The organism is Micromonospora maris AB-18-032, assembly GCF_000204155.1.
GTDB classification, from domain to species: Bacteria; Actinomycetota; Actinomycetes; order Mycobacteriales; family Micromonosporaceae; genus Micromonospora; species Micromonospora gifhornensis.
In genome coordinates this window covers 3,944,070-3,963,589 of sequence record NC_015434.1, presented here as the reverse complement: position 1 = coordinate 3,963,589, position 19,520 = coordinate 3,944,070, and the positions used below count along the sequence as shown (strand labels likewise).

Annotated in this window: 16 protein-coding genes; 6 read left to right on the top strand and 10 right to left on the bottom strand. The window is 72.2% G+C overall.

The annotated features are described in order from the left end of the window. Positions 1-3: 3 nt before the first annotated feature. Positions 4-291, bottom strand: a complete 288-nt coding sequence (locus VAB18032_RS17510) for an acyl carrier protein (protein ID WP_013734211.1) — start codon at positions 289-291, stop codon at positions 4-6. Then, positions 288-2,936 (bottom strand): condensation domain-containing protein, encoded by a 2,649-nt coding sequence (locus tag VAB18032_RS17505; RefSeq protein WP_013734210.1) that lies wholly within the window; start codon positions 2,934-2,936, stop codon positions 288-290. The genes VAB18032_RS17510 and VAB18032_RS17505 overlap by 4 nt, the downstream gene beginning before the upstream one ends. Positions 2,937-3,020: 84 nt before the next feature. On the opposite strand from VAB18032_RS17505, the gene VAB18032_RS17500 reads away from it, so the two are divergent. Both VAB18032_RS17500 and VAB18032_RS17495 read left to right on the top strand, forming a co-directional pair. After that, positions 3,021-3,383, top strand: coding sequence for an acyl carrier protein (locus VAB18032_RS17500; RefSeq protein ID WP_158309506.1), 363 nt, complete (start codon positions 3,021-3,023; stop codon positions 3,381-3,383). A gap of 14 nt (positions 3,384-3,397) precedes the next feature. Continuing rightward, complete coding sequence (locus tag VAB18032_RS17495; RefSeq protein ID WP_013734208.1) at positions 3,398-4,168, top strand: SDR family NAD(P)-dependent oxidoreductase; 771 nt, start codon at positions 3,398-3,400, stop codon at positions 4,166-4,168. 2 nt (positions 4,169-4,170) lie between these two features. Here the strand turns inward: VAB18032_RS17495 and VAB18032_RS17490 are convergent, their stop codons facing one another. From VAB18032_RS17490 to VAB18032_RS17455, 8 genes are read right to left on the bottom strand one after another with little or no spacing between them, the layout of a single operon-like run. Continuing rightward, a complete protein-coding gene (locus tag VAB18032_RS17490) occupies positions 4,171-4,950 on the bottom strand; it encodes a maleylpyruvate isomerase family mycothiol-dependent enzyme (protein ID WP_013734207.1) in 780 nt (259 codons plus the stop codon). Positions 4,951-4,957: 7 nt separating this feature from the next. Then, a complete protein-coding gene (locus VAB18032_RS17485) occupies positions 4,958-6,106 on the bottom strand; it encodes an aminotransferase class I/II-fold pyridoxal phosphate-dependent enzyme (RefSeq protein WP_013734206.1) in 1,149 nt (382 codons plus the stop codon). Then, a complete protein-coding gene (locus VAB18032_RS17480) occupies positions 6,103-7,527 on the bottom strand; it encodes an FAD-binding oxidoreductase (protein ID WP_013734205.1) in 1,425 nt (474 codons plus the stop codon). The genes VAB18032_RS17485 and VAB18032_RS17480 overlap by 4 nt, the downstream gene beginning before the upstream one ends. Beyond that, positions 7,524-9,182 (bottom strand): thiamine pyrophosphate-dependent enzyme, encoded by a 1,659-nt coding sequence (locus tag VAB18032_RS17475; RefSeq protein WP_013734204.1) that lies wholly within the window; start codon positions 9,180-9,182, stop codon positions 7,524-7,526. Before VAB18032_RS17475 ends, VAB18032_RS17480 begins: the two co-directional genes overlap by 4 nt. Continuing rightward, the gene (locus VAB18032_RS17470) at positions 9,179-10,414 is read right to left on the bottom strand and encodes an ABC transporter substrate-binding protein (RefSeq protein WP_013734203.1); all 1,236 of its coding nucleotides are present in this window, start codon (positions 10,412-10,414) and stop codon (positions 9,179-9,181) included. Before VAB18032_RS17470 ends, VAB18032_RS17475 begins: the two co-directional genes overlap by 4 nt. A 48-nt stretch (positions 10,415-10,462) precedes the next feature. Then, positions 10,463-11,587 carry a sulfotransferase family protein gene (locus VAB18032_RS17465; protein WP_013734202.1) on the bottom strand — a complete coding sequence of 375 codons (1,125 nt, stop codon included), beginning with the start codon at positions 11,585-11,587 and terminating at the stop codon, positions 10,463-10,465. After that, positions 11,584-12,516, bottom strand: a complete 933-nt coding sequence (locus VAB18032_RS17460) for an NAD(P)-dependent oxidoreductase (protein ID WP_050814627.1) — start codon at positions 12,514-12,516, stop codon at positions 11,584-11,586. Before VAB18032_RS17460 ends, VAB18032_RS17465 begins: the two co-directional genes overlap by 4 nt. A gap of 29 nt (positions 12,517-12,545) precedes the next feature. Further along, positions 12,546-13,673, bottom strand: coding sequence for a Glu/Leu/Phe/Val dehydrogenase dimerization domain-containing protein (locus VAB18032_RS17455; RefSeq protein WP_013734200.1), 1,128 nt, complete (start codon positions 13,671-13,673; stop codon positions 12,546-12,548). Between the two features lie 163 nt (positions 13,674-13,836). On the opposite strand from VAB18032_RS17455, the gene hppD reads away from it, so the two are divergent. The 4 genes from hppD to VAB18032_RS17435 are packed head-to-tail and all read left to right on the top strand — an operon-like array spanning position 13,837 to position 19,511. Further along, positions 13,837-14,874: a 4-hydroxyphenylpyruvate dioxygenase gene (gene hppD / locus VAB18032_RS17450; RefSeq protein WP_050814760.1), complete on the top strand. Its 1,038-nt coding sequence runs from the start codon at positions 13,837-13,839 to the stop codon at positions 14,872-14,874. Continuing rightward, positions 14,871-17,270 carry an aminotransferase class I/II-fold pyridoxal phosphate-dependent enzyme gene (locus VAB18032_RS17445; RefSeq protein ID WP_013734198.1) on the top strand — a complete coding sequence of 800 codons (2,400 nt, stop codon included), beginning with the start codon at positions 14,871-14,873 and terminating at the stop codon, positions 17,268-17,270. The genes hppD and VAB18032_RS17445 overlap by 4 nt, the downstream gene beginning before the upstream one ends. Further along, positions 17,267-18,763, top strand: a complete 1,497-nt coding sequence (locus tag VAB18032_RS17440) for an amino acid adenylation domain-containing protein (protein ID WP_013734197.1) — start codon at positions 17,267-17,269, stop codon at positions 18,761-18,763. The genes VAB18032_RS17445 and VAB18032_RS17440 overlap by 4 nt, the downstream gene beginning before the upstream one ends. Before the next feature lie 13 nt (positions 18,764-18,776). After that, a complete protein-coding gene (locus VAB18032_RS17435) occupies positions 18,777-19,511 on the top strand; it encodes a thioesterase II family protein (protein ID WP_013734196.1) in 735 nt (244 codons plus the stop codon). Positions 19,512-19,520: the final 9 nt, after the last annotated feature.

Here is a 19,520-nt window from a genome sequence, read left to right as displayed (position 1 = left end):
TGCTCACTGTGCGGCTCCCGGGCCGGTTCCGCCCTGCAACTGGTCCACCACCAGGCGGGTCAGCACGTCGCTCGTGGGTTGCTGGAAGAAGGCGGCGGCGTCCACCTCGACCTCGAAGACCCGGTTGGCGCGGTTCACCAGCCGGATCAGGGCGAGGCTGTCGGCACCTGACTCGAACAGGTTCGCGGTGGGCTGCACGTCGAGTCCGGGCAGGACGGCGGCGAGGACCTCGTCGCGCAGGATGGCCGCCACCGGCTCGTGCAACCCGGTCGGCTCGGGCAACCCGGTCATGCCGGCTCCTCGGCCAGGCCGAGTTCGGTGACGAGCTGCGCCTGCTGGGCCACCGTCGGATGCTCCAGCAACTCGATCAGCGGCACCGTGCCGCCGAAGGCCTCCGAGAGGCGGGCCGACAGTTGCTGCAACATCAGCGAGTGCCCACCGAGGTCGAAGAAGTTGTCGTCGACCTGCGTGGGCGCCCGACCCAGCAGGTCGCGCCACGCGTCGACGACGACCTGCTCGACGGGTCCGGACGGGGCCCGGCCGCCGGTGCGCCCGTCGGCGGTGGGTGCGGGCAGCGCCGCCCGGTCGACGTACCCGTCGGCGGTGTACGGCAGTGCGGGCAGCACGGTCAGCCCGGGTACGGCGAAGCCCGGTAGTCGCTGCGCCAACCGTTGCCGTACCTGCGACGCGTCGGTCGTACCGTCCAGCACCAGGTACGCGTGCAGGGTGCCGTCCGCGGTGGTGAGCGTCGTGGCGTCGCGTACGCCGGGACACTCGACCAGCAGGTCGGTGATCTCGCCCGGGTGCAGGGGCACCCCGCGCAGGACGGTCCGCTCGTCGGCCGGGCCGACGAGTTCGACGCGGCCGTCGGCGCGGATCCGGGCGTACCAGCGGGTGGGCTCGCCAGCCTCCGCAGCGTCGGTGGTTCCCAGGTGCAGGGTGCCGAAGGCGCCCTGCGGCAGCGGGCGGCCCGACGGGTGGGCCGTCCACGCCCGCAGCGGGGCGAGCGGTCGGCCGGCGTCGACGCGGTGCGGGCCGACCGACAGCCGACCCACCGTGGCCAGGCCGCCGGCGGTGCGCAGGCAGCCGTACCAGACCACGTCGGCGCGCTCGGCGAGCCGCGCGGCGGCGGCGCGGTGCAGGTCACCGACGGCCAGCAGGGCGCAGCCCTGCGGGGCCCGCCAGCCCGCGGGAAGTCGCGCCAACAGGGGCACGGTGGCGCTGAGCAGACCGGGCCGCAGCCGGTCCACGAGCGCGGTCAGGTCGCTGCCGTCGTCGGGGACGCGGATCAGCTCGGCGCCGGTGGCCTCGGCCAGCGCGGCGTCCACGTCGGCCAGGGCGCTGCCGGGGGGTACGGTGCTGAGCAGCCGACCGATCGGCCCGAGGGCGGCGGCGGCCGCCGGGACCGTCGAGAGCGGGGAGTCGATCGGGGTACGCCGAGCGCCGTCACCGGCTGCGGTGGTCGGGGCGGTGGGGGCCTCGTGGACCACCGGCAGCGCGGTGACCGGGGTGTCGACGGCGTCGACCACGGCGGCGACGAGCGCCCAGAACTGCCCGGCGAGGGTGACGATCGTCGACTCGTCGAAGATGTCGTCGTTGTACGGCCACTGTGCGCCGAGCTGCGCCCCGTGCAGGACGTTCACGCCGAGGTCGTACTCGGTGCCCTCGGACCGCAGCGGGAACGGCTCGCCACGCAGGCCGGTGGGGGCCAGCGGCAACCCGGTGCCGTCGTCGGCCAGGTAGGAGTAGGAGACCTGGTACAGCGGCGGGACACCGGCCTCGCGGACCGGGTTGACGTCACGCACCACCCGCTCGTACGGCAGCTCCTGCCGGGCGTACGCGGCGAGGGCGTGGGCGTGCTCGCGCGCGATGACCTGCCGGGCGGTGTCGGTGTCGCGTACCTGGGAGCGCAGCGGCAGCACGTTGACGAAGTAGCCGATGAGGTGCTCGGTCTCCGGGTGGGCCCGCTCGCTCTTGGGGACGCCGATGACGATGTCCTCCTGGCTGCTGTACTGCCACAGCAGGAGGCGGTAGCAGGCGAGCAGGAGCACCGACGGGGTGGTGCGCCACGCCCGCGCGGCCTCGTGGACCCGCTCACCCAGCCCGTCGGGGGCGGTGTCGTAGTAGAACCGTCCGGCGCCCTCGTGCCGGGCGGGGCGGGGCCGGTCGGTGGGGATGGCCAGCTTGTGCGGCGCGTCGCGCAGGTGCTGCTGCCAGTAGTCGAGCAGCCGGTCCAGTCGTTGGCCGTCGAGGCGGTCGCGTTGCCAGACGGCGAAGTCGGCGTACTGGATCGGCAGGGTGGGCAGGGGCGGCGCGGTGCCGTACGCGGCGGCTTCGTACCGGTTCCACAGGTCGCGCAGCAGGATCGCCCGGGACGGCATGTCGGCGACGGCGACGTGTTGGTTGACGACCAGGACGTGGTCGTCGTCGGCGAGCCGGTAGAGGCGGATCCGCAGTGGCGGCTGCGTCGCGAGGTCGAAGCCGGCGAGCGCGTCGGCGCTGGCCCGCTCGGCACAGGTGGCGGGGTCGGTGCCGGTGAGGTCGACGAGCGCGAAGTCCACAGTGCCCACGGGCAGGATCTGTTGGGCGGGCCTGCCGTCGATCGTGGTGACGATGGTGCGCAGCGAGTCGTGTCGGGCGGCGAGGTCGGCGCAGGCGCTGCGCAGCGCGGCCAGGTCGAGCGGCCCGTGCAGGCGGCTGGCGGTGGGGAAGGCGAAGATGTCGCGCCGCTGGTAGAGCTGTTCGAGATACCAGAGCCGCTCCTGTGCGTACGACAGCGGTGCCGGCGCGTCCGGGTCGGGCCGGGGGGCCAGCGGCGCGGTCGACCGGGGCGGCTCGGCGCGGGCGCGCAGCACCCGTTCCAGCGCCCTGCGCCGGTCGGGCGGCAGGTGGTCGAGTCGCCGCCGGAGGGCTTCCGTATCGGACTCCATGGTCATGCGTCGCCTCCGAACTTGAGCCTTGACTCACGATATAACTGTAGTCAATAGTCTAGTTGTTGCTTGGTTGATCAGGGGGTGCGGGTGGACACCGAAAACCGGACCGGCGACACCGGAGACGACCAGGTCCTGCGCCGACTGCGCGACGAGTGCTACGCCGTCGTGCTGCCGGGCGTACCGGTGACCGCCGACGACGACCTGTTCGAGGTCGGTGGCGACAGCGTCATGCTGATCCGGCTGGTCGCCATGGCCCAGCTCGCCTTCGGCGTCGAGATCGACGCCCTGCGCTACTTCCAGCGCCCCACGCTCGCCACGCTCGCCGCCGAGGTGCGGCAGGGCCTGGCCCCGCAGGCCGTCGACGATCGGCTGCTCGACGACGTGCTGGCGCGGGTGGAGTCGATGACCGACGACGAGGTGCAGCGCCTGCTCGACGGCGCGGGATCGTGACGAGGGAGGCACCCATGCGGCTGTCCGGCAAGGTCTGCCTGATCAGCGGCGGTACCGCAGGCATCGGCCTGACCACCGCCGAGCTGTTCGCCCGGCACGACGCGCAGGCCGTCGTGGTGACCGGCCGCGACCCCGAGCGGGGCGCCGAGGCGGTCGAACGGCTCGGTGGGAACGCCTGGTACCTGCCTCAGGACGTGGTCGACGAAGACCGCTGGGACGCGGTCGTCGACGCGGTCGTCGCCCGGTACGGACGCCTCGACATCCTGGTCAACAACGCCGGCTGGATCGGCGACGAGCAGGCCCAGGACATCGAGGAGGTGGAACTGGAGCAGTGGCGGCGCATCCTCGCGGTCAACCTGGACAGCGTCATGCTCGGCTGCCGCGCCGCGGTACGCGTGATGGGGGCCAACGGCGGCGGCAGCATCGTCAACGTCTCCAGCACCGCCGGGCTGATGTCCACCCCGCTGTTCACCGCGTACGGCGCGGCGAAGGCCGCCATCACCCAGCTCACCAAGTCCGTGGCGGTGCACTGCGCCTGGCGCCGGTACGGCATCCGGTGCAACTCGGTGCACCCTGGACTCATCGAGACCGACCTGGGTGACCGGGTGCTCGCCCTGTTCGATCCGGACGTGGACCGGGCCCGCACCGCGTACCTGGCCCGGGTGCCGATGGGTGAACTCGGCACCCCCGACGACGCGGCGGCGGCGATCCTCTATCTCGCCAGTGACGAGTCCCGGCACGTGACCGGGACCCAACTGGTGGTCAGCGGTGGCCTCGGGGTCTGAGGCTACGGCGTGATCTGACTCTTCAGCAGCCGCTGCACCAGGTCGGTGTCACCGCTGACCAGGTGTGTCCCGTCCGGGAACGGCAACCGCTGCCAGAGCAGCAACAGCACCTGCTCGGCCGGTCCGCGTACCACCGCCACCGGCTCGTCCACCGCAGCAGCCCTCGGGCCGCTGACCGCCGGAACCCGGTTGCCCGACGGGGTCAGCACCCACCGGTGCCCGGTGTCGGACAGCTCCACGTTCACCGGGCCGGTGAGCGTGGTGACCGGCTTGCCGTCCCAACGGTGTCCGACCGCCAGCATCACCCGCAGCACCTCGTCCACGCCGTCGGCGGCCAGCAGTTGCGGCACCGGTCGCAGTTCGCCCAGGGCCAGGTCGGCGTCGCGTCCGTGGATCAGGGTCTCGTGGAACTGCCGCCGGAACCAGAAACCGGCGGCCCGGGGCACGGTGCTGAAATTCCAGCAGGGCGCGTCCGGGTCGGTCCGGGCCAGCTCGTCGAGCAGCAGATCCGCTCCGGCGCGGTACCAGTCCGCCAGGTCGGCGTCGTCGTCCGGCTTCGGCACCTGCCGGGCCCGCTTGCCGGTACGGATGTTCTCCACCGCCCACCGGTGGATGCCGCCGAGATGGGCCACCAGATCCCGCAGTTGCCAGTAGCGGCTCACCTGCGCCGGCATCGGCACCGACAGGTCGGCCTTGCGGGCGATCGCCTCGAACGCGGCCATCTCCGCCGCAAGTGGATCGAGGTAGTCCCGTGCCGCCAGGGGCAGCGCAGTCGGTTCCATCGTCAGATCACCCTCCCGCGGTCAGACGGTCACCCGCCAGCCGCAGCGTATCGAGACGTTTGCAGAATGCGAAGCGGACGAGTCCTCGGCCCCGCTGCGGGTCGGCGTAGAACCGGGAGGCCGGGATCGCCGCCACCCCCCGGCTGTGGATCAGCTCCGTGCAGTACTCGACGTCGTCGTCGGCGCACCTGCCGAGCAGGAAGAAGGTCCCCTCGTTGTCGGCCAGGGTCAGCGGGGTGCGTTGCAGGTAGTCCCGCAGCACCGCCCGCCGCTGGGCGTACTGGGCGCGCAACAGCTCGTAGTAGCCGCTGGCCGGGGCCTCGTTCACCATCACGGCGGTGGCCAGTTGCAGGGGAGTGGCCGGCGCGAACGTCACGAACTGCTTGACCGCGCGCAGCGCCGCCGTCAGTGCCGGTGGGGCCACCGCCCAACCGACCCGCCATCCGGTCGCCGAGAAGGTCTTCGACACCGACGAGATCGTCACGGTACGGTCCCGGCACGCCGCGACCTCGGCGACCGGAAGGTGCGCCACCCCGTCGAAGGTCAGGTGCTCGTACGTCTCGTCCGCGACCAGGTACGCGTCGTACTTCTCGGCGAGTTCGCCGATGAGCGTCAGCTCCGGCTCGCGGAGCACCCGACCGGCCGGGTTCCACGGCGTGTTGAGGAAGACCAGTCGGGTGCGCGGATTGAACGCCTCGACCAGCCGCTCGGGGTCCAGCCGGAACTCGGGGAAGTCACAGGGGACGTAGCGCACCGTCGCCCCGGCCGCGGTCACGGTGGGTGGGTACTGCTCGTAGCAGGGTTCCAGGACGATCGCCTCGTCGCCCGGTTCGAGCAGCCCGAGCGCGGCGCACCAGATCGCCTCGCTGGCACCGGCGGTCACCGTGACCTCGGTCTCCGGGTCGACCTGACGTCGATAGCGGCGCAGCAGGTCGGCGGCGACCGCCTGACGCAGTGCGGGCACCCCGATGCTCATGCTGTACTGGTGCCCGCCCCTGCGTACCGCCTCGTCGGCGGCGGCCAACAGGGCGGCCGGTGGACCGAAGTCCGGTGCCCCCTGGGCCAGGTTCACCGCCTGCTGCCGGGCCGCCTGCTGGCTCATCGCGGTGAAGATCGAGGTCCCGTACGGGCGCAGGGAACTGCGGAGCAGGGTCATGCCGGCACCTCCGACTCGATCCGCACCCGGTCGGCGCCGGTGGCGAAGATCCGCCCGCCGTTGAGGATGCCGTGCGGGTCGAGGGCCTGCTTGAGCAGGCGCATCGTCGCGATCTCCGCCGGGCGTCGGGAGTAGGCCAGGTACGGCTCCTTCTCGAAGCCGATACCGTGCTCGGCGGAGATCGACCCGTGGTAGCGCTCCACGTTGCGGTAGACGATGTGCTCGACCTCCGCCTTGCGTCGACGGGTGGTCTCGCCGGTGATCACCGCGATGTGCACGTTGCCGTCGCCCAGGTGCCCGAACACCTGCAACGACACCTGCGGCCACAGCTCGCGCAACTCACGGTCGACAGTGGCGAGGTAGGCCTCCAGGCACGTCGCGGGCAGGCTCACGTCGAAGCCGAACAACGGCCCCTCGCCCCCGAGGATGAGCGACGGGATTCGTTCCCGTACCGCCCACAGGGCCGCCACCTCGGCGGGCTCCAGCCCGACGGCGGACTCGGTGATCAGGTCGTCGCAGCCGTTGAGCGCCGAGACGAACCGCTCGGTGTCGCCGACCGGGTCCGAGCCCTGGATCTCCACCAGCGCGTAGACCGGGTACCGGCCGACGAGCGGCGTCCGCACCGTGTCGCGCAGCGGCAGGATCAACTGGTACGCCTCGTCCCAGATCGCCTCGAATGCGCTCACCGAGCCCGGCAACGCCGCGCGGAGCCGGCCCAGCAACGCCAGTGCCGCGTCCACACCGGGCAGCCCGCAGAAGGCCACATAACGGGTACGGGGCAGGGGCTGAAGGCGCAGCACCGCCCGGGTGATCACCCCGAGTGTTCCCTCGGAGCCGATGAACAGATGCTTGAGGTCGTACCCGGCGTTGTTCTTGACCAGCTTGTGCAGCCCGGGCAGCGTGGTCCCGTCGGCGAGCACCGCCTCGACGCCGAGCACCAGGTCACGTGTCATGCCGTAGCGCAGCACCCGGTTACCGCCCGCGTTGGTGGCCAGGCAGCCGCCGATCGTGCACGACCCGCGTGAGGCCAGGTCCAGCGGGAACATCAGCCCGTGTCGTTCGGCGGCCTCCTGCACCTGTTGCAGCGTCGCACCCGCCTGGACCGTCATCGTCGCGCCGACCACGTCGATCTCCTCGATCGCGGTCATCCGTTCCAGCGAGAGCACCACCTCGTGGGCGTCCGGGACGCCACCGCCCACCAGCCCGGTCATCCCGCCCTGCACCACCACCGGCTGACGCCGCCGATGGCACTCCGCCAGCACGGCCGCGACCTCACCGGTGTCCGCCGGGCGGACCACCACCGTCGGCGTACCGACCCGGTCGCTGCCCCACAGATCCTGTGCGTACCGGGCGCCGATCGCGTCACCGAGCAGCACGTGGTCGGCACCGACGAGACCGGTCAGTCGCTGCACGAGGTTCATCGGACCCTCCCGGGGGCGGTGAGGCGCTGGTAGGCGGAGATGTGCGTGAGGCTGGTGCGTACGTGCACCACGACCGGGCCGGGGTGGGCGAGCGCCTTCGACAGCACCGGCTCCACCTCGGCGTCGGTGCCGATGGTGAGACCCAACGCCCCGTACGCGTGGGCGAGCAGGGCGAAGTCGGGATTGGTCAGGTCGGTGCCGACGACCCGCCCCGGACAGCGGCGCTCCTGGTGTTGGCGGATCGTGCCGTAGCTGCCGTTGTCGGCGACGACGATGACCACTCGGGCGTGGCGCTGGACCGCGGTGGCCAGTTCGCTGCCGGTCATCAGGAAACCCCCGTCGCCGACGAAGACGACCGTGGGCTGCTCCGGGTGACGCAGTGCGGCCGCCACACCCGCCGGTACGCCGAAACCCATCGCGCTCGACCCGATGCCCAGCAGCCGGCCTTCCTCGACCACCCGGTGGTACCGGTGCACCCAGGAGGTGAAGTTGCCCGCGTCGATGGTGACCACGCCACGCCCCGAGGTCAGGTCGCTCAGCACCGCGACGACCCGACCGAACACCACCCCGTCGCCGGCGGTGACAGGAGCCCACCGTGCCTGTTCGGCCTCGTGGTCGGCGAGTTGCCGGACCCAGTCGTCGTCGACGATGGCACGCGGCGGTGCGGCGGCGAGCTGCTCCAGGAAGGCGATCGGGGAGCAGGCGTACGCCAGCCGGGGCCGGTAGGCACCACCGGGCACCGTCGCGTCGGGGTACACGTGCACCAGGGCGGTGCCCGGGTCGGGCAGCGTGTACCGCTGGGTGCTGACGGCGTCGAGCCGGGTGCCGACGGCCAGCACCAGGTCGGCGCGCCCGACCAGGTCGCGCTGGTGTGCCGGGGTCGCCAGGTGCAGGTGCCCGGCGTACAACGGGTCGGTGTTGTCGAACAGGTCCTGCCGCTTGTTCGTCACCAGCACCGGCAGGCGGTGTCGGTGGGCGGCCTCTTTCAGCGCGCGTCGGCCCTGCGGGGCGTCCACCTGGGAACCGGCGACCAGGACCGGCCGTCGGCTCCCGGACAACAGGGCCAGGGCCCGGTCGATCGCGTCGGCCGGCGCAGGGGCGACCTCGGTCGCCACCGGTGCCCCGGAGACGATCGTCGGCACCGGTGCGGTGAGCACGTCCTCCGGTACGACGAGCACCGCCGGTCCGGGCACCCCACCGCGTGCGGCGGCGAGAGCGCGGGCGGTGAACTCGGCGACGTGATGGGGATGTCCGACGGTGAACACCCCGCGCGACATGCCGGCGAAGGTGCCCTGGTGGTCGAGTTCCTGAAAGGAGCGTCGCCCGCGCTCGACGGTGGGCACGTCGCCGACGATCAGCAGCAGCCCGGTGGCGTCGAGGTCCGCCGAGTGCACCGCGATCGCGGCGTTCGTCGCACCCGGGCCACGGTTGACGAGCACCACCCCCGGTGTGCCGGTGAGTTTGGCGTCCGCCAGCGCCATGAAGGCGGCCCCACCCTCGTGGCGGCAGGTGACCAGGTCGATGCCGGCGTCGGCGAGCCCGTCCAGCACCGGCAGGAAACTCTCGCCCGGTACGCAGAAGACGCGGTCCACGCCGTGCGCGCGCAGCGTGGCGACGAGCCGGGCGGCGGCCGTCGTACCTGCGTGATCTGTCACCGGACGACCTGCGCGTCGTGGTCGGGGCGGGTCAGCGTGCCGGTACGGGCCTCGGGCGGGTAGACGATCGTCGCCTCGTCGAAGGTCTGTCCGACCTGCTGGTACTGCATCAGGACGATAGGTGGCGGGCTGTGATGCCAGTGCTGGTCGTCCCGCTGGAACCGCACCGGGCCCCGCCAGGTGTCGAACTCGTGGGTCTCCAGCGCCTCGATCAGCGCCTCGCGGCTCAGTTCGCTCGCGGCGTCGGCGGCCTGGCCGAGGATCGTGACGTCGGTGAAGGCGTTCAGCGCGTTGTCCGGTGGGAACGAACCGAAGCGTTCGGCGTAGCGCTCGGTGAACCAGCGACCGATCTCCGTCAGGCCCGGCCAGGACGGCCGGTACAGCAGCGCGGGCCAGATGACGTGGTTGCCGACCTCGCCGGCGAGACGCCAGTAGTCCTGCGAGCGCATCGGGAAGGGGAAGAGGACCACGAGCATCGGTCCGGGCAGCAGTCCGACTTCCGCGGCCTGTTGGATGATCATGTAGTTGGTGCGGACCACGCCGCCGTTGATGAGGACGTCCGGTGCGAAGTCCTTGACCGCCCGGAGCTGGTCGCGGACGTCGTCGGTGGTGTCCTGCGGGAAGTCGAAGCGGAGCACCTCGACGCCGCGGGCGGTCAACTCGTCGGCGATGGTGTCGGCGTTCATCAGACCGAAGACGGTGTCCGCCGCGAGGATCCCCGCCTTGCGGACCCCCTGTTCGACGAGCAGGTCGGCGATCATCGGGGCCCGGTCGGCGATGGTGAAGTAGGTGCGGAAGAGGGTGCGGCGACGTTGCTGGGTGAGCGTGCTGTGCCCGTTCTCCACGAACAGCGGCACGCCGAACAGTTCGGCGGCCGCCGACACCCCGGGTGCGGTCCGCAGATGCCACTGCCCGATGACCGCGTGCACCTGGTCCACCAGGGCGAGCTTCGCCAGCCCGCCGACGGCGCTGCGCTGCATGATCTCGCCCTCCTCCTGGGGCTGGTCGTTCTGCAGCACCAGCCGCACCGGCAGCCCGCCGCGTACGCCGCCGCGTTCGTTGAGGTACTCCGCGCCGAGGCAGGCCGCCCGCACGATGAGTTCACCGGCGGTGGCGTCACCGGGACCGGTGACCGGCGTCAACAAGCCGATGGTGAGCGCCTCGCCCGCCCCGACCGTGGCGTCGTTGGTGGCCGCGATCAGCGCGGCGGCGCGAGATTGGGGTGTGGTCACGGGGGTCCTCCCTGATGCGGCGGTGCTGCTGCTGGTCGCGGTGCGGAGTCACGGACGGTGGAACGCGGCGAACTCCCGGGCCAGGCGGGCCGGATCGAGTCCGTAGTCTTCGGCCCGGTACCGGTAGGCACCGGTGCTGTACTGCGGGTGGTTCGCGAGGTAGCGGCGCATGGCCGCCTCGGCCGGTGCCGCCAGCCCGATGCCGAGCTGGTCGCAGATGTCGCGCAGGACGGCGATCGGATCGCGGAGCAGGGCGGGGTAGTCCGCCTCGATCAGTTGCACCGTCGGGGGCAGGGTGCCGCGGTCGCGCGCGTAGCGGCGCAGTCCGGTGCCGACCGCCGTCGACCACTGCCGACCTATCTCGTGCCGGTCGATGGTCGCGGTGCGGGCGCCGCGTACCGTCTCGCAGAGCAGACAGGTGGAGGCCACGGTGACGGCGGGATCGCGGTGCAGCACCACGATCCGCGCGTCGGGGTAGACCTGGACCAGGTCGCGCAGATGCCACAGGTGGAACGGGCACTTGAGGACCACCTGACGGCCGGGGCGACGCCACAGGATCGCCTGGAGTTGGCGTCGGTGGTCCCGGTACGCCTGCACCATGCCGGTCTCGTCGAGCCAACGGTCGTACGACGGCACCCGGTAGCGCATTCCGTAGACCATGCTGGCGAAGGCGTTGCCGGTCAGCCGGTGGCACTCGTCGGGGCGGTTCGCGTCGAGGAAGTGCATCGACCGCAACAGCGGGGCGACCCGGTAGTACTCGTCGACGTACCCCTGGGCCCGGTCGGCGAGCGTCCGCGCGTCCGCGCCGGGTTCGCTGACCGGCAGCATCAGCTCCCACAACGCGGGCGCCCGCAGCGCGGGGTGTTCGGTGAGCAGGTTCTGCACGAGGGTGGTGCCGCTTCTCAGCAGCCCGGTCACGAAGATCGGCCGGCGCACCGGGACGGCGCCGACCTGCGGTACCTGCGCGTGCAGCCGGTCCACCGCGGTCCGCGTCCGGAGGGCCGCGACCAGACCGGCGTGTACGGCGGCCGCACCCTGCGGGTGCAGTCGGGCCTCCCTGCGGAGGGCGTCGGCGAGCCGGTGCAGGCCCTGCTGGTAGTGGGCGTCCGGGTCGACCGGGTGGTCCGCCTCGGCGAGCATGGCGGTGGTGTCGAGGGTGACCTGGGTGGTCATGCGATCTCCGTCCGGGCCAGGTAGGGGCAGCCGGCAGCACCCTGGTCGGCCGGTGCCACCGCGGCCGACCAGGCCGCGAACTCGGCGAGGAAGACCTTCGCCACAGCGTGTTCCTCCTCGGGGAAGCGGTACGCCCCGTGCGGCGTGACGAACAACCGGGGCACGCTCCACAGCGGGCTGTTCGGTGGCAGCGGCTCCTCGTCGTGCACGTCCAGTACCGCGCCGCGCAACCGCCCGGCCCGCAGCCTGTCGACCAGGGCGGCGGTGTCCACGGTGTCGGCGCGGCCGACGTTGACCACGACCGCGTCGTCCGGCAGTGCCTCGATCACCTGCCGGTCGACCAGACCGCGGGTGCCCGGGTTGCTCGGCAGGGTGTTGACGAGGTGGTCCGTGTCCGCGGCGGCGGCCCGCAGGACGTGCGGCGGCAGGACCGTGCCGGCCAGTGGTGACGGTCGGGCGGTGCGGGTGATCGCGGTGACCCGTACCCCGAACGCGGCGGCCAGTTCGGCCACCGCCGAACCGATGCGGCCCAGGCCGAGCAGCAGCAGTCGGGAGCCGGCGACCAGCCGCGCGTCGGGTAGCTGCCAGCGCTGCTCGTGCTGCTGGTCACGGAGTCGGGGCAGGTCCTTGGCCAACGCCAGGACCGCCGTCCAGGCGAACTCGGCGACGGCCCGGACGGGGACGGTGGCGGAGGTGGTGACCCGCAGTCCGGGCGGCGCACCGGCGGCGGCGAGATGATCCGTGCCGGTTCCGGTCAGGTGCAGCCAGGACAGCCGGGTGCACCGACTCAGCAGGCCGTCCGGCAGCCGGTTGGCGACCAGTACGTCGATCGTCTCCGGCTGCGGCGGGTCGGTCCGCAGGTCGGACGCGACGTCGACGCGTACCCCTGGGTGGGCTGCCTGGAGTGCCCGGGTGATGGCCGGGCCCATGCTCGGGTGGTACACACAGACGCGCGGGTTCATACGCTCAGCGGTTCCGCGGCGGTGGCGCGTGCGTGGACGCGCTGGGCGGCGAGGGAGTCGGCGACGACGCTCAGCGGGCGGTCGGTGCCGTGGGCCTGGGTGATGACTTCTGCCGTGTTGCCCCGGATGATCGTGGCGACGGTCTCGAACAGGGCGGCGACCAGGCTGTCCGGGTCGGTGTACGTGCCGACCGAGTTGGTCAGCAGCATTCCTGTCACCGCCGCCGCCCCGACGTTGACCACCGGGCCGGGCAGGGTGTGCGCGCCGCGCTGGATGAGCAGCTTCTCGGCGGCGGGGGTGCAGGTCAGGTTGCCGGCCTCGACGAGCAGGTGCGGGATGACCCGGTCCACGTTCGTCTCGTTGACGGCGCCGCTGCCGGCGGCGAGGACCAGGACGTCGGCGGGGACGTCGAGCCAGGCGTCCGGCGTGTCGGTCAACTCGAGTCCGGTGGGCAGGCGGCGTCGGTCGATGGTGCCGGTGCTGTCGGTGGCGTCCAGCAGCGCGCTGACCGGGAGTCCGCCGGTGGCGCTGATGGTGCCGAGCCGGTCGGCGACGGCGACGATCGGATAGCCGCGGGCGGCGAGCCCGGAGGCGACCGCCCGGCCGACGACACCGAAGCCCTGGATGACGATGGAACGCACCGCCTCCGGTCCGAGGAGTTGGTCGGCGGCGGTGTCGACCGCCTCGCAGACCCCGAGCCCGGTCACCTCGCGGCAGCGCTGCCACAGTTCCCCCCAACTGCACGGCAGCCAGGGGAGTTGACGCCGGGGATCGAAGCCGGCGGCGGAAAAGAACAGATCCCGGTCGTCGTGCGTGATGCCCTGGTCCGAGCCGAGGTACAGGCCGCCGCGCAGCAGCGGGGTGATCTGCCGGCCGAACGTCGTCAGGACCTTGTCGCGGTGCGGCCCCGGTGGCAGACCGCAGCGGATGCCGGCCTTCGCGCCGCCGATCGGCACCCCGGCCAGAGCCAGTTTTCTCGTCATCGCCGAGGCGAGGCCGGCGACCTCGTCGACGGTGACGTCGGTGGTCATCCGGGTTCCGCCCATCGCCCGGCCGGCGACGAGTGAGTCGACGACGACGAACGCCTCGACGTCGTTCTTCTCGTCGCGGATAAGGATCCTCATCTGACTGGTCATGCGACTCCGATCAGGGAAAAGCCGCCGGTCACACCGACGTCGGCTGCCGTGGCGGTCCGCGTCCCGCGCGCCGTTGACGAGGCGATACTAAACAACTAACGTGACAAGAGTAAAGCAGACATAACAACAGTCAACAGTGGTGGGAGTCGAAGTGTTCCGTGACATCCCGTACCTGGACCTGGTCACCGACGATCCGCAGAGCGTCATCGGCTACCTGTCCGACCAACTCGCCTTCGCTCCGGCGGCCCGCGCCGTCGACGCCGATCGGCAGGCGTTGGCGTTGCGAAACGGCCCGGTGACCATCGTCGTGTCGTCCCCGGTAGGCGCCCACGGGCCGTACGCGAAGCACCTCGACCGGCACGGCGCGGGCATCATCGACGTCCCGATGACGAGCACCGACCTCGACGCGGACGTCCGCCGGCTCGTACGGTCCGCGACGCCGATGCTGCCCGCGCCGGCCGGCGCCGCCCGCGCCGCGGGGTTCGGACCCGTCGTGCACACCCTGCTCCCCGTCGGAGCCGATCCTCTGCCGCCCGGCCTGTCCTGGACCTACCTGCCCGAACAGCCCGTCTCCCGGGGCGCGCTCGACATCCAGGCCCTCGACCACATCGCCGTCTGCCTGCCCGGGGGGACCCTGCAACAGACCGCCGACCACTACGCCGACGCCTTCGGCCTGCCCCGCTACTCCAGCGAGTACATCGAGGTCGGGGCACAGGCGATGGACTCGGTGGTGGTCCGCAGCCCGTCCGGCGCCATCACCTTCACCCTCATCGAGCCCGACCTGTCGCACGCGCCCGGACAGATCGACGAGTTCCTCGACCGGCACGCCGGAGCGGGCGTGCAGCACCTGGCCTTCCTCGTCGACGACATCGTCACCGCCGTCCGGCAGGGGCGCGACGCCGGGGTCAGCTTCCTCACCCCACCGGGCGTCTACTACGAGACGTTGCTGGAACGGGTCACCTCGCTGCGCGACCGCATCGCGGACCTGCGCGACACCGGGGTGCTCGCCGACTGCGACGAGTGGGGCTACCTGCTCCAGATCTTCACCCGCTCGCCGTACCCGCGTCGGACCCTCTTCTACGAGCTGATCCAGCGCAACGACGCCCGTGGCTTCGGCAGCGCCAACATCCGCGCCCTCTACGAGGCGGTGGAACGCGAGCGCCAACGCGAGAGCACGCGGACCCGATGACGGCGTACCTCACCCTCGACGACCTCGCCGCCACCGCCCGCAGCAAGCTACCCGTCGAGGTCTGGGACTTCGTCGAGGGCGGCGCCGGCCGGGAACGGACCCTCGCGGCCAACCGGGACGCGTTCGCGCGGATCAGGCTCCGGCCCCGGGTGCTGACCGGGGTGACCGAGGTCGACCCGAGGGTCAACGTCCTCGGTGGCGTCTGGGCCGTCCCGGTCGGCATCGCGCCGCTGGCGTACCACACCCTGGTCCATCCGGACGGCGAACTGGCCACCGCGCGGGCCGCCGGTGCCTGTGGCGTACCGCTCGTCGTCAGCACCATGGCCGGTCGCGCGTTCGACGAGATCCGCGCAGAGACCACCGCGCCGCTGTGGTTGCAGCTGTACCCACTGCGTGATCCCGCCGCGACGGCACATCTGGTGCGTACGGCCGAGCGGGCGGGGTTCGACGCGCTGGTGCTCACCGTCGACGCTCCCCGTCTCGGTCGCCGCCTGCGTGACCTGCGCAACGGCTTCCGGCTGCCGGATGGCGTCGTACCGGTCAACCTGCCCGCGTCCTGGCGCACCGGGGCCGCCCGTCCCGCCGGGCACGCGGAGAGCCACTTCGCGACCGGGCTCACCTGGGACGCCGTCGCCCGGTTGTGCGCCTCGACCACGCTCCCCGTGATCGTCAAGGGGGTGCTGACCGCCGAGGACGCCCGACTGGCCGTCGCGGCGGGCGTCGCCGGTGTCGTCGTCTCCAACCACGGTGGACGGCAGCTCGACGGCGCGCCCGCGTCCCTCGACGCCCTGCCCGAGGTGGCCCGCGCCGTCGACGGCGCCGCCGTGGTCCTGCTCGACGGCGGCGTACGCACCGGCGCCGACGTCCTCGGCGCGCTGGCTCTCGGCGCCACGGCCGTGCTCGTCGGACGGCCGGTGCTGCACGGGCTGGCCGTCGACGGGGAACAGGGGGTCGGCGAGGTCCTCCGCATCCTGACCGAGGAGTTCGTCGAGAGCATGTTCCTGACCGGTCTGGCCACCGTCGCCGCCATCGGTCCGGCGACGGTCACCGCCCCCGTCACCGCCCCGGCCACCGGTCCACCCGAGCGGACCGGCGGCGCGCTGCCGACCGGCCTGCATCTCACCGACCTGCATGCGAGCCTGCGTCATCCGGTGCTGCGCACCATGACCTTCCTCAACGAGATCGTCGCCCGCTATCCCGACGCGGTGTCGTTCGCACCCGGTCGTCCCTTCGAGGACGGGTACGACCTGGCGGAGCTGTCCGGGCACCTGGGCGCCTACCTCGAACACCGACAGGCCGGCGGGCAGACCGGGAACGCCCTGACCCGTGAGCTGTTCCAGTACGGCCCGACCGCCGGCACGATCCGCGACATCGTCGCCCGGACGGTCGCCCAGGACGAGGGAATCCACGTCGCCCCCGAGGCGTACGTGATCACGGTCGGGGCGCAGGAAGGGCTGTTGATCACCGTCCGGGCATTCTGTGCCGGCCCCGACGACGTGCTGCTGGTTCCCGATCCCTGCTACACCGGCGTCACCGGCGTGGCGAGTCTGCTCGGCGTGCGTGTCGAGGCGGTCCCGGAGACCACCGACGGTCCCGACCTGGCGTATCTGGACCGCCTGCTGGCCCGGCTGCACGCCGAGAAGCGACGGGCCCGACTGCTGTACCTGGTCCCGGACGCCGCCAATCCCTCCGGCACCACGATGAGCCGCCACGCCCGCGAGCAGCTGCTGCGGGTGCTGCGGCCGTACGGCACGGTGGTGCTCGAAGACACCCCGTACCGTCTGCTCGGCCCCGCCGACCGTCCACCCACGCTCAAGGCGCTCGATCGACACGGGCAGGTCGTCCACGTGGGATCGTTCGCCAAGTCGGCGTTTCCCGGTGCCCGCGTGGGCTATGTCATCGCCGACCAGACCGTGTACCGGCCCGACGGCACCGGCCTGCTGGCCGACGAACTCAGCAAGATCAAGAGCATGGTCACGGTGAACACCTCACCGGTCAGCCAGGCACTCATCGGTGGACTGCTGCTGCGCGCCGGTCACCGGCTCGGCGAGGCCACCGCACCGGCCGCCCGCCGATACTCGGCGATGATGCGCCTGCTCCGCGCCGAGCTGGACCGCCGATTCCCGCAGCCGGTACGCGACCGGCTCGGGATCAGCTGGAACGACCCGGACAGCGGCTTCTTCCTGAGCCTGACCGTGCCGTTCGTCGCCGGCGACGAGCAACTCGACGACTGCGCCCGCAGGTACGGGGTGCTGTGGACGCCGATGAGCTACTTCCACGTGCACCCCGACGCCGGGCAGCACGCCGTACGTCTGTCCGTCAGCTACCTCACCGAGCAGGAGATCGTCGACGGCGTCGGACGGCTGGCCCGCTTCATCACGGAGACCGTGTCATGACGGCGGCCGGTACGACCCTCGCCGTACCCCAGATGGTGCGTCGGTGGACGCAGCGTGCTCCGCACGCCCCGGCCGTACGTCAGGGGTCCCACACCCGCGACTACCAGGCCGTCGCCGGTCTGGCCCGGGCCGTGGCCGACCGGCTCACCGCCGCCGGAATCCGGGCCGAGGACCGGGTCGCGGTCCTGGCCGACCGCAGCGCGGACCTGCCCGCGGTGCTGCTGGGCATCGCCGCGGCCGGTGCGGTCTGCGTACCGATGGACGCCACCCACCCGGCGGACCGGCTCCGCTACGTCGCCACCGACGCCCAGGCCCGCCTCCTGCTCACCGACGGGACGCAACAGGTGCCGCCCACCCTGGCCGGGCTGCCGGTGCTGCGCCTGGACACGCTCGCCCCGGTGTCCGGGGAGGTCGACTTCGACGGCCATCCGCAGCAGCTCGCCTGCCTGCTCTACACCTCCGGCTCCACCGGGCGCCCCAAGGGAGTCGGCGTCACCCACGGCGCGCTGGCCAACTGCCTCACCGCGACCGCCGAGGCGCTGACCTACGTTTCTGGCGAACGCCTCCTCGCAGTCACCCCGCTCACCTTCGACATCGCCATGCTGGAACTGCTGATGCCGCTCACCACGGGCGGACAGGTCGAGATCGCCGGCCGTGAGCAGGCGCGCAGCGGCCCCGACCTGGCGCAGCTGCTGGCCACCACCACGCCGCGCTACCTGCACGCCACCCCCTTGACCTGGCAGATGCTGTTCACCGCTGGCTGGACCGGGGACGGCGGGCTGGTTGCCCTGATCGGCGGCGACCGGGTGCCACCGGCCCTCGGCGGTCGACTGGCGGAGCGCGTCGAGCGGGTGCACCACCTGTACGGCCCCACCGAGGCGACCATGTACGCGGTCAGCGACATCGTGCCGCCCGGGCCACAACCCGGCGTGCTGCCGATCGGTACCGCGATTCCCGGCACCCGGGCGGTGGTCCTGGACCGCGCGCTGCGACCGGTGCCTCCCGGTACCGTCGGCGAACTCTGCCTCGGTGGTGTCTGCCTGGCCCGTGGCTATCTCGGCCGGCCCGCGCTGACCGCCGAGCGCTTCGTACCCGACCCCGATCATCCCGGCGAGCGGCTCTACCGCACCGGCGACCGGGCGCTGGTGCTGCCCGACGGGCGGCTCGAACTGCGGGGCCGCGACGACGACCAGGTGAAGATCCGTGGCCACCGGATAGAGCTCGGCGAGATCGAGAACGTGATGAGCGAGCACCCCGACGTCGCGGTGGCCGCCGCCGTGGCCGTACCGGTCGGCGCGGACCAGCGTCTCGTCGGGTACGTGCAGCTGCGCCCGGCCGCGTCGGCGTCGGCGCTCGACACGCTTCGCGCGTACCTGCGCGACAAGCTGCCCGGACACATGCGACCCACCGCGATCGGTGCGCTGCGCACCATGCCCACCACGACGACCGGGAAGGTGGATCGCGCCGCGCTCGCGCGGATCCGTCTGCCCTGATGAGGGAGGACCCGTGACGGTAGACGCCGCACGCGCGAACGGATGGTTGCTACGCCCGGTCTCCGGTGATCCGGTCGCTCGCCTGTTCTGCCTGCCGTACCTCGGTGCCGGCGCGTCGATGTATCACCGCTGGCCGCGCCGCATCGGCGAGGTCGAGGTCTGCCTGCTGCAACCACCGGGTCGGGAGAACCGGCTGCTGGAACCGGCCCACCAGGCGTACGAGCCGTTCGCGGAGGATCTCCTGGCCGCCGTCGAGCCGCTGTTGGATCGGCCGTACGCCCTCTTCGCGCACTGCAACAGCGTCTTCGCCGCGTACGTGGTGGCGCTGCGGCTGGCCGCGGCCGGCCACCGGCCACGGCGCTTCTTCGCCTCCTCGATGGTCGCCCCCGACCAGGTCCCGTTCGGCAGCCTGCTCGACGTGCCCGCCGACCGCCTGCCCGAGGTCGTCGCCGACCTGATGCGGGCGCGCGGCACCGAGCCCTCACCGGAGATCGTCGAGCTGGCGATGGAGGCGGTCGAGTCGGATCTGCGCGCCTACCGTGACTTCGGTGGTGCTGCCCCCGCACCGATGCCCTGCCCGGTCACCGTGCTCTCGTGGCGCGACGACCGGACGGTCCCGCCGAGCCTGACCACCGGCTGGACCCGGTTCGGTCAGGATCGGGCGGTCAGTCTCGACGGTGACCACTGGGCGTTCCTGGACCCCTCGCCGGCCCTCCTGCGGATCATCGCCGAGGATCTGGCCGGCTGAGGGGTCCAC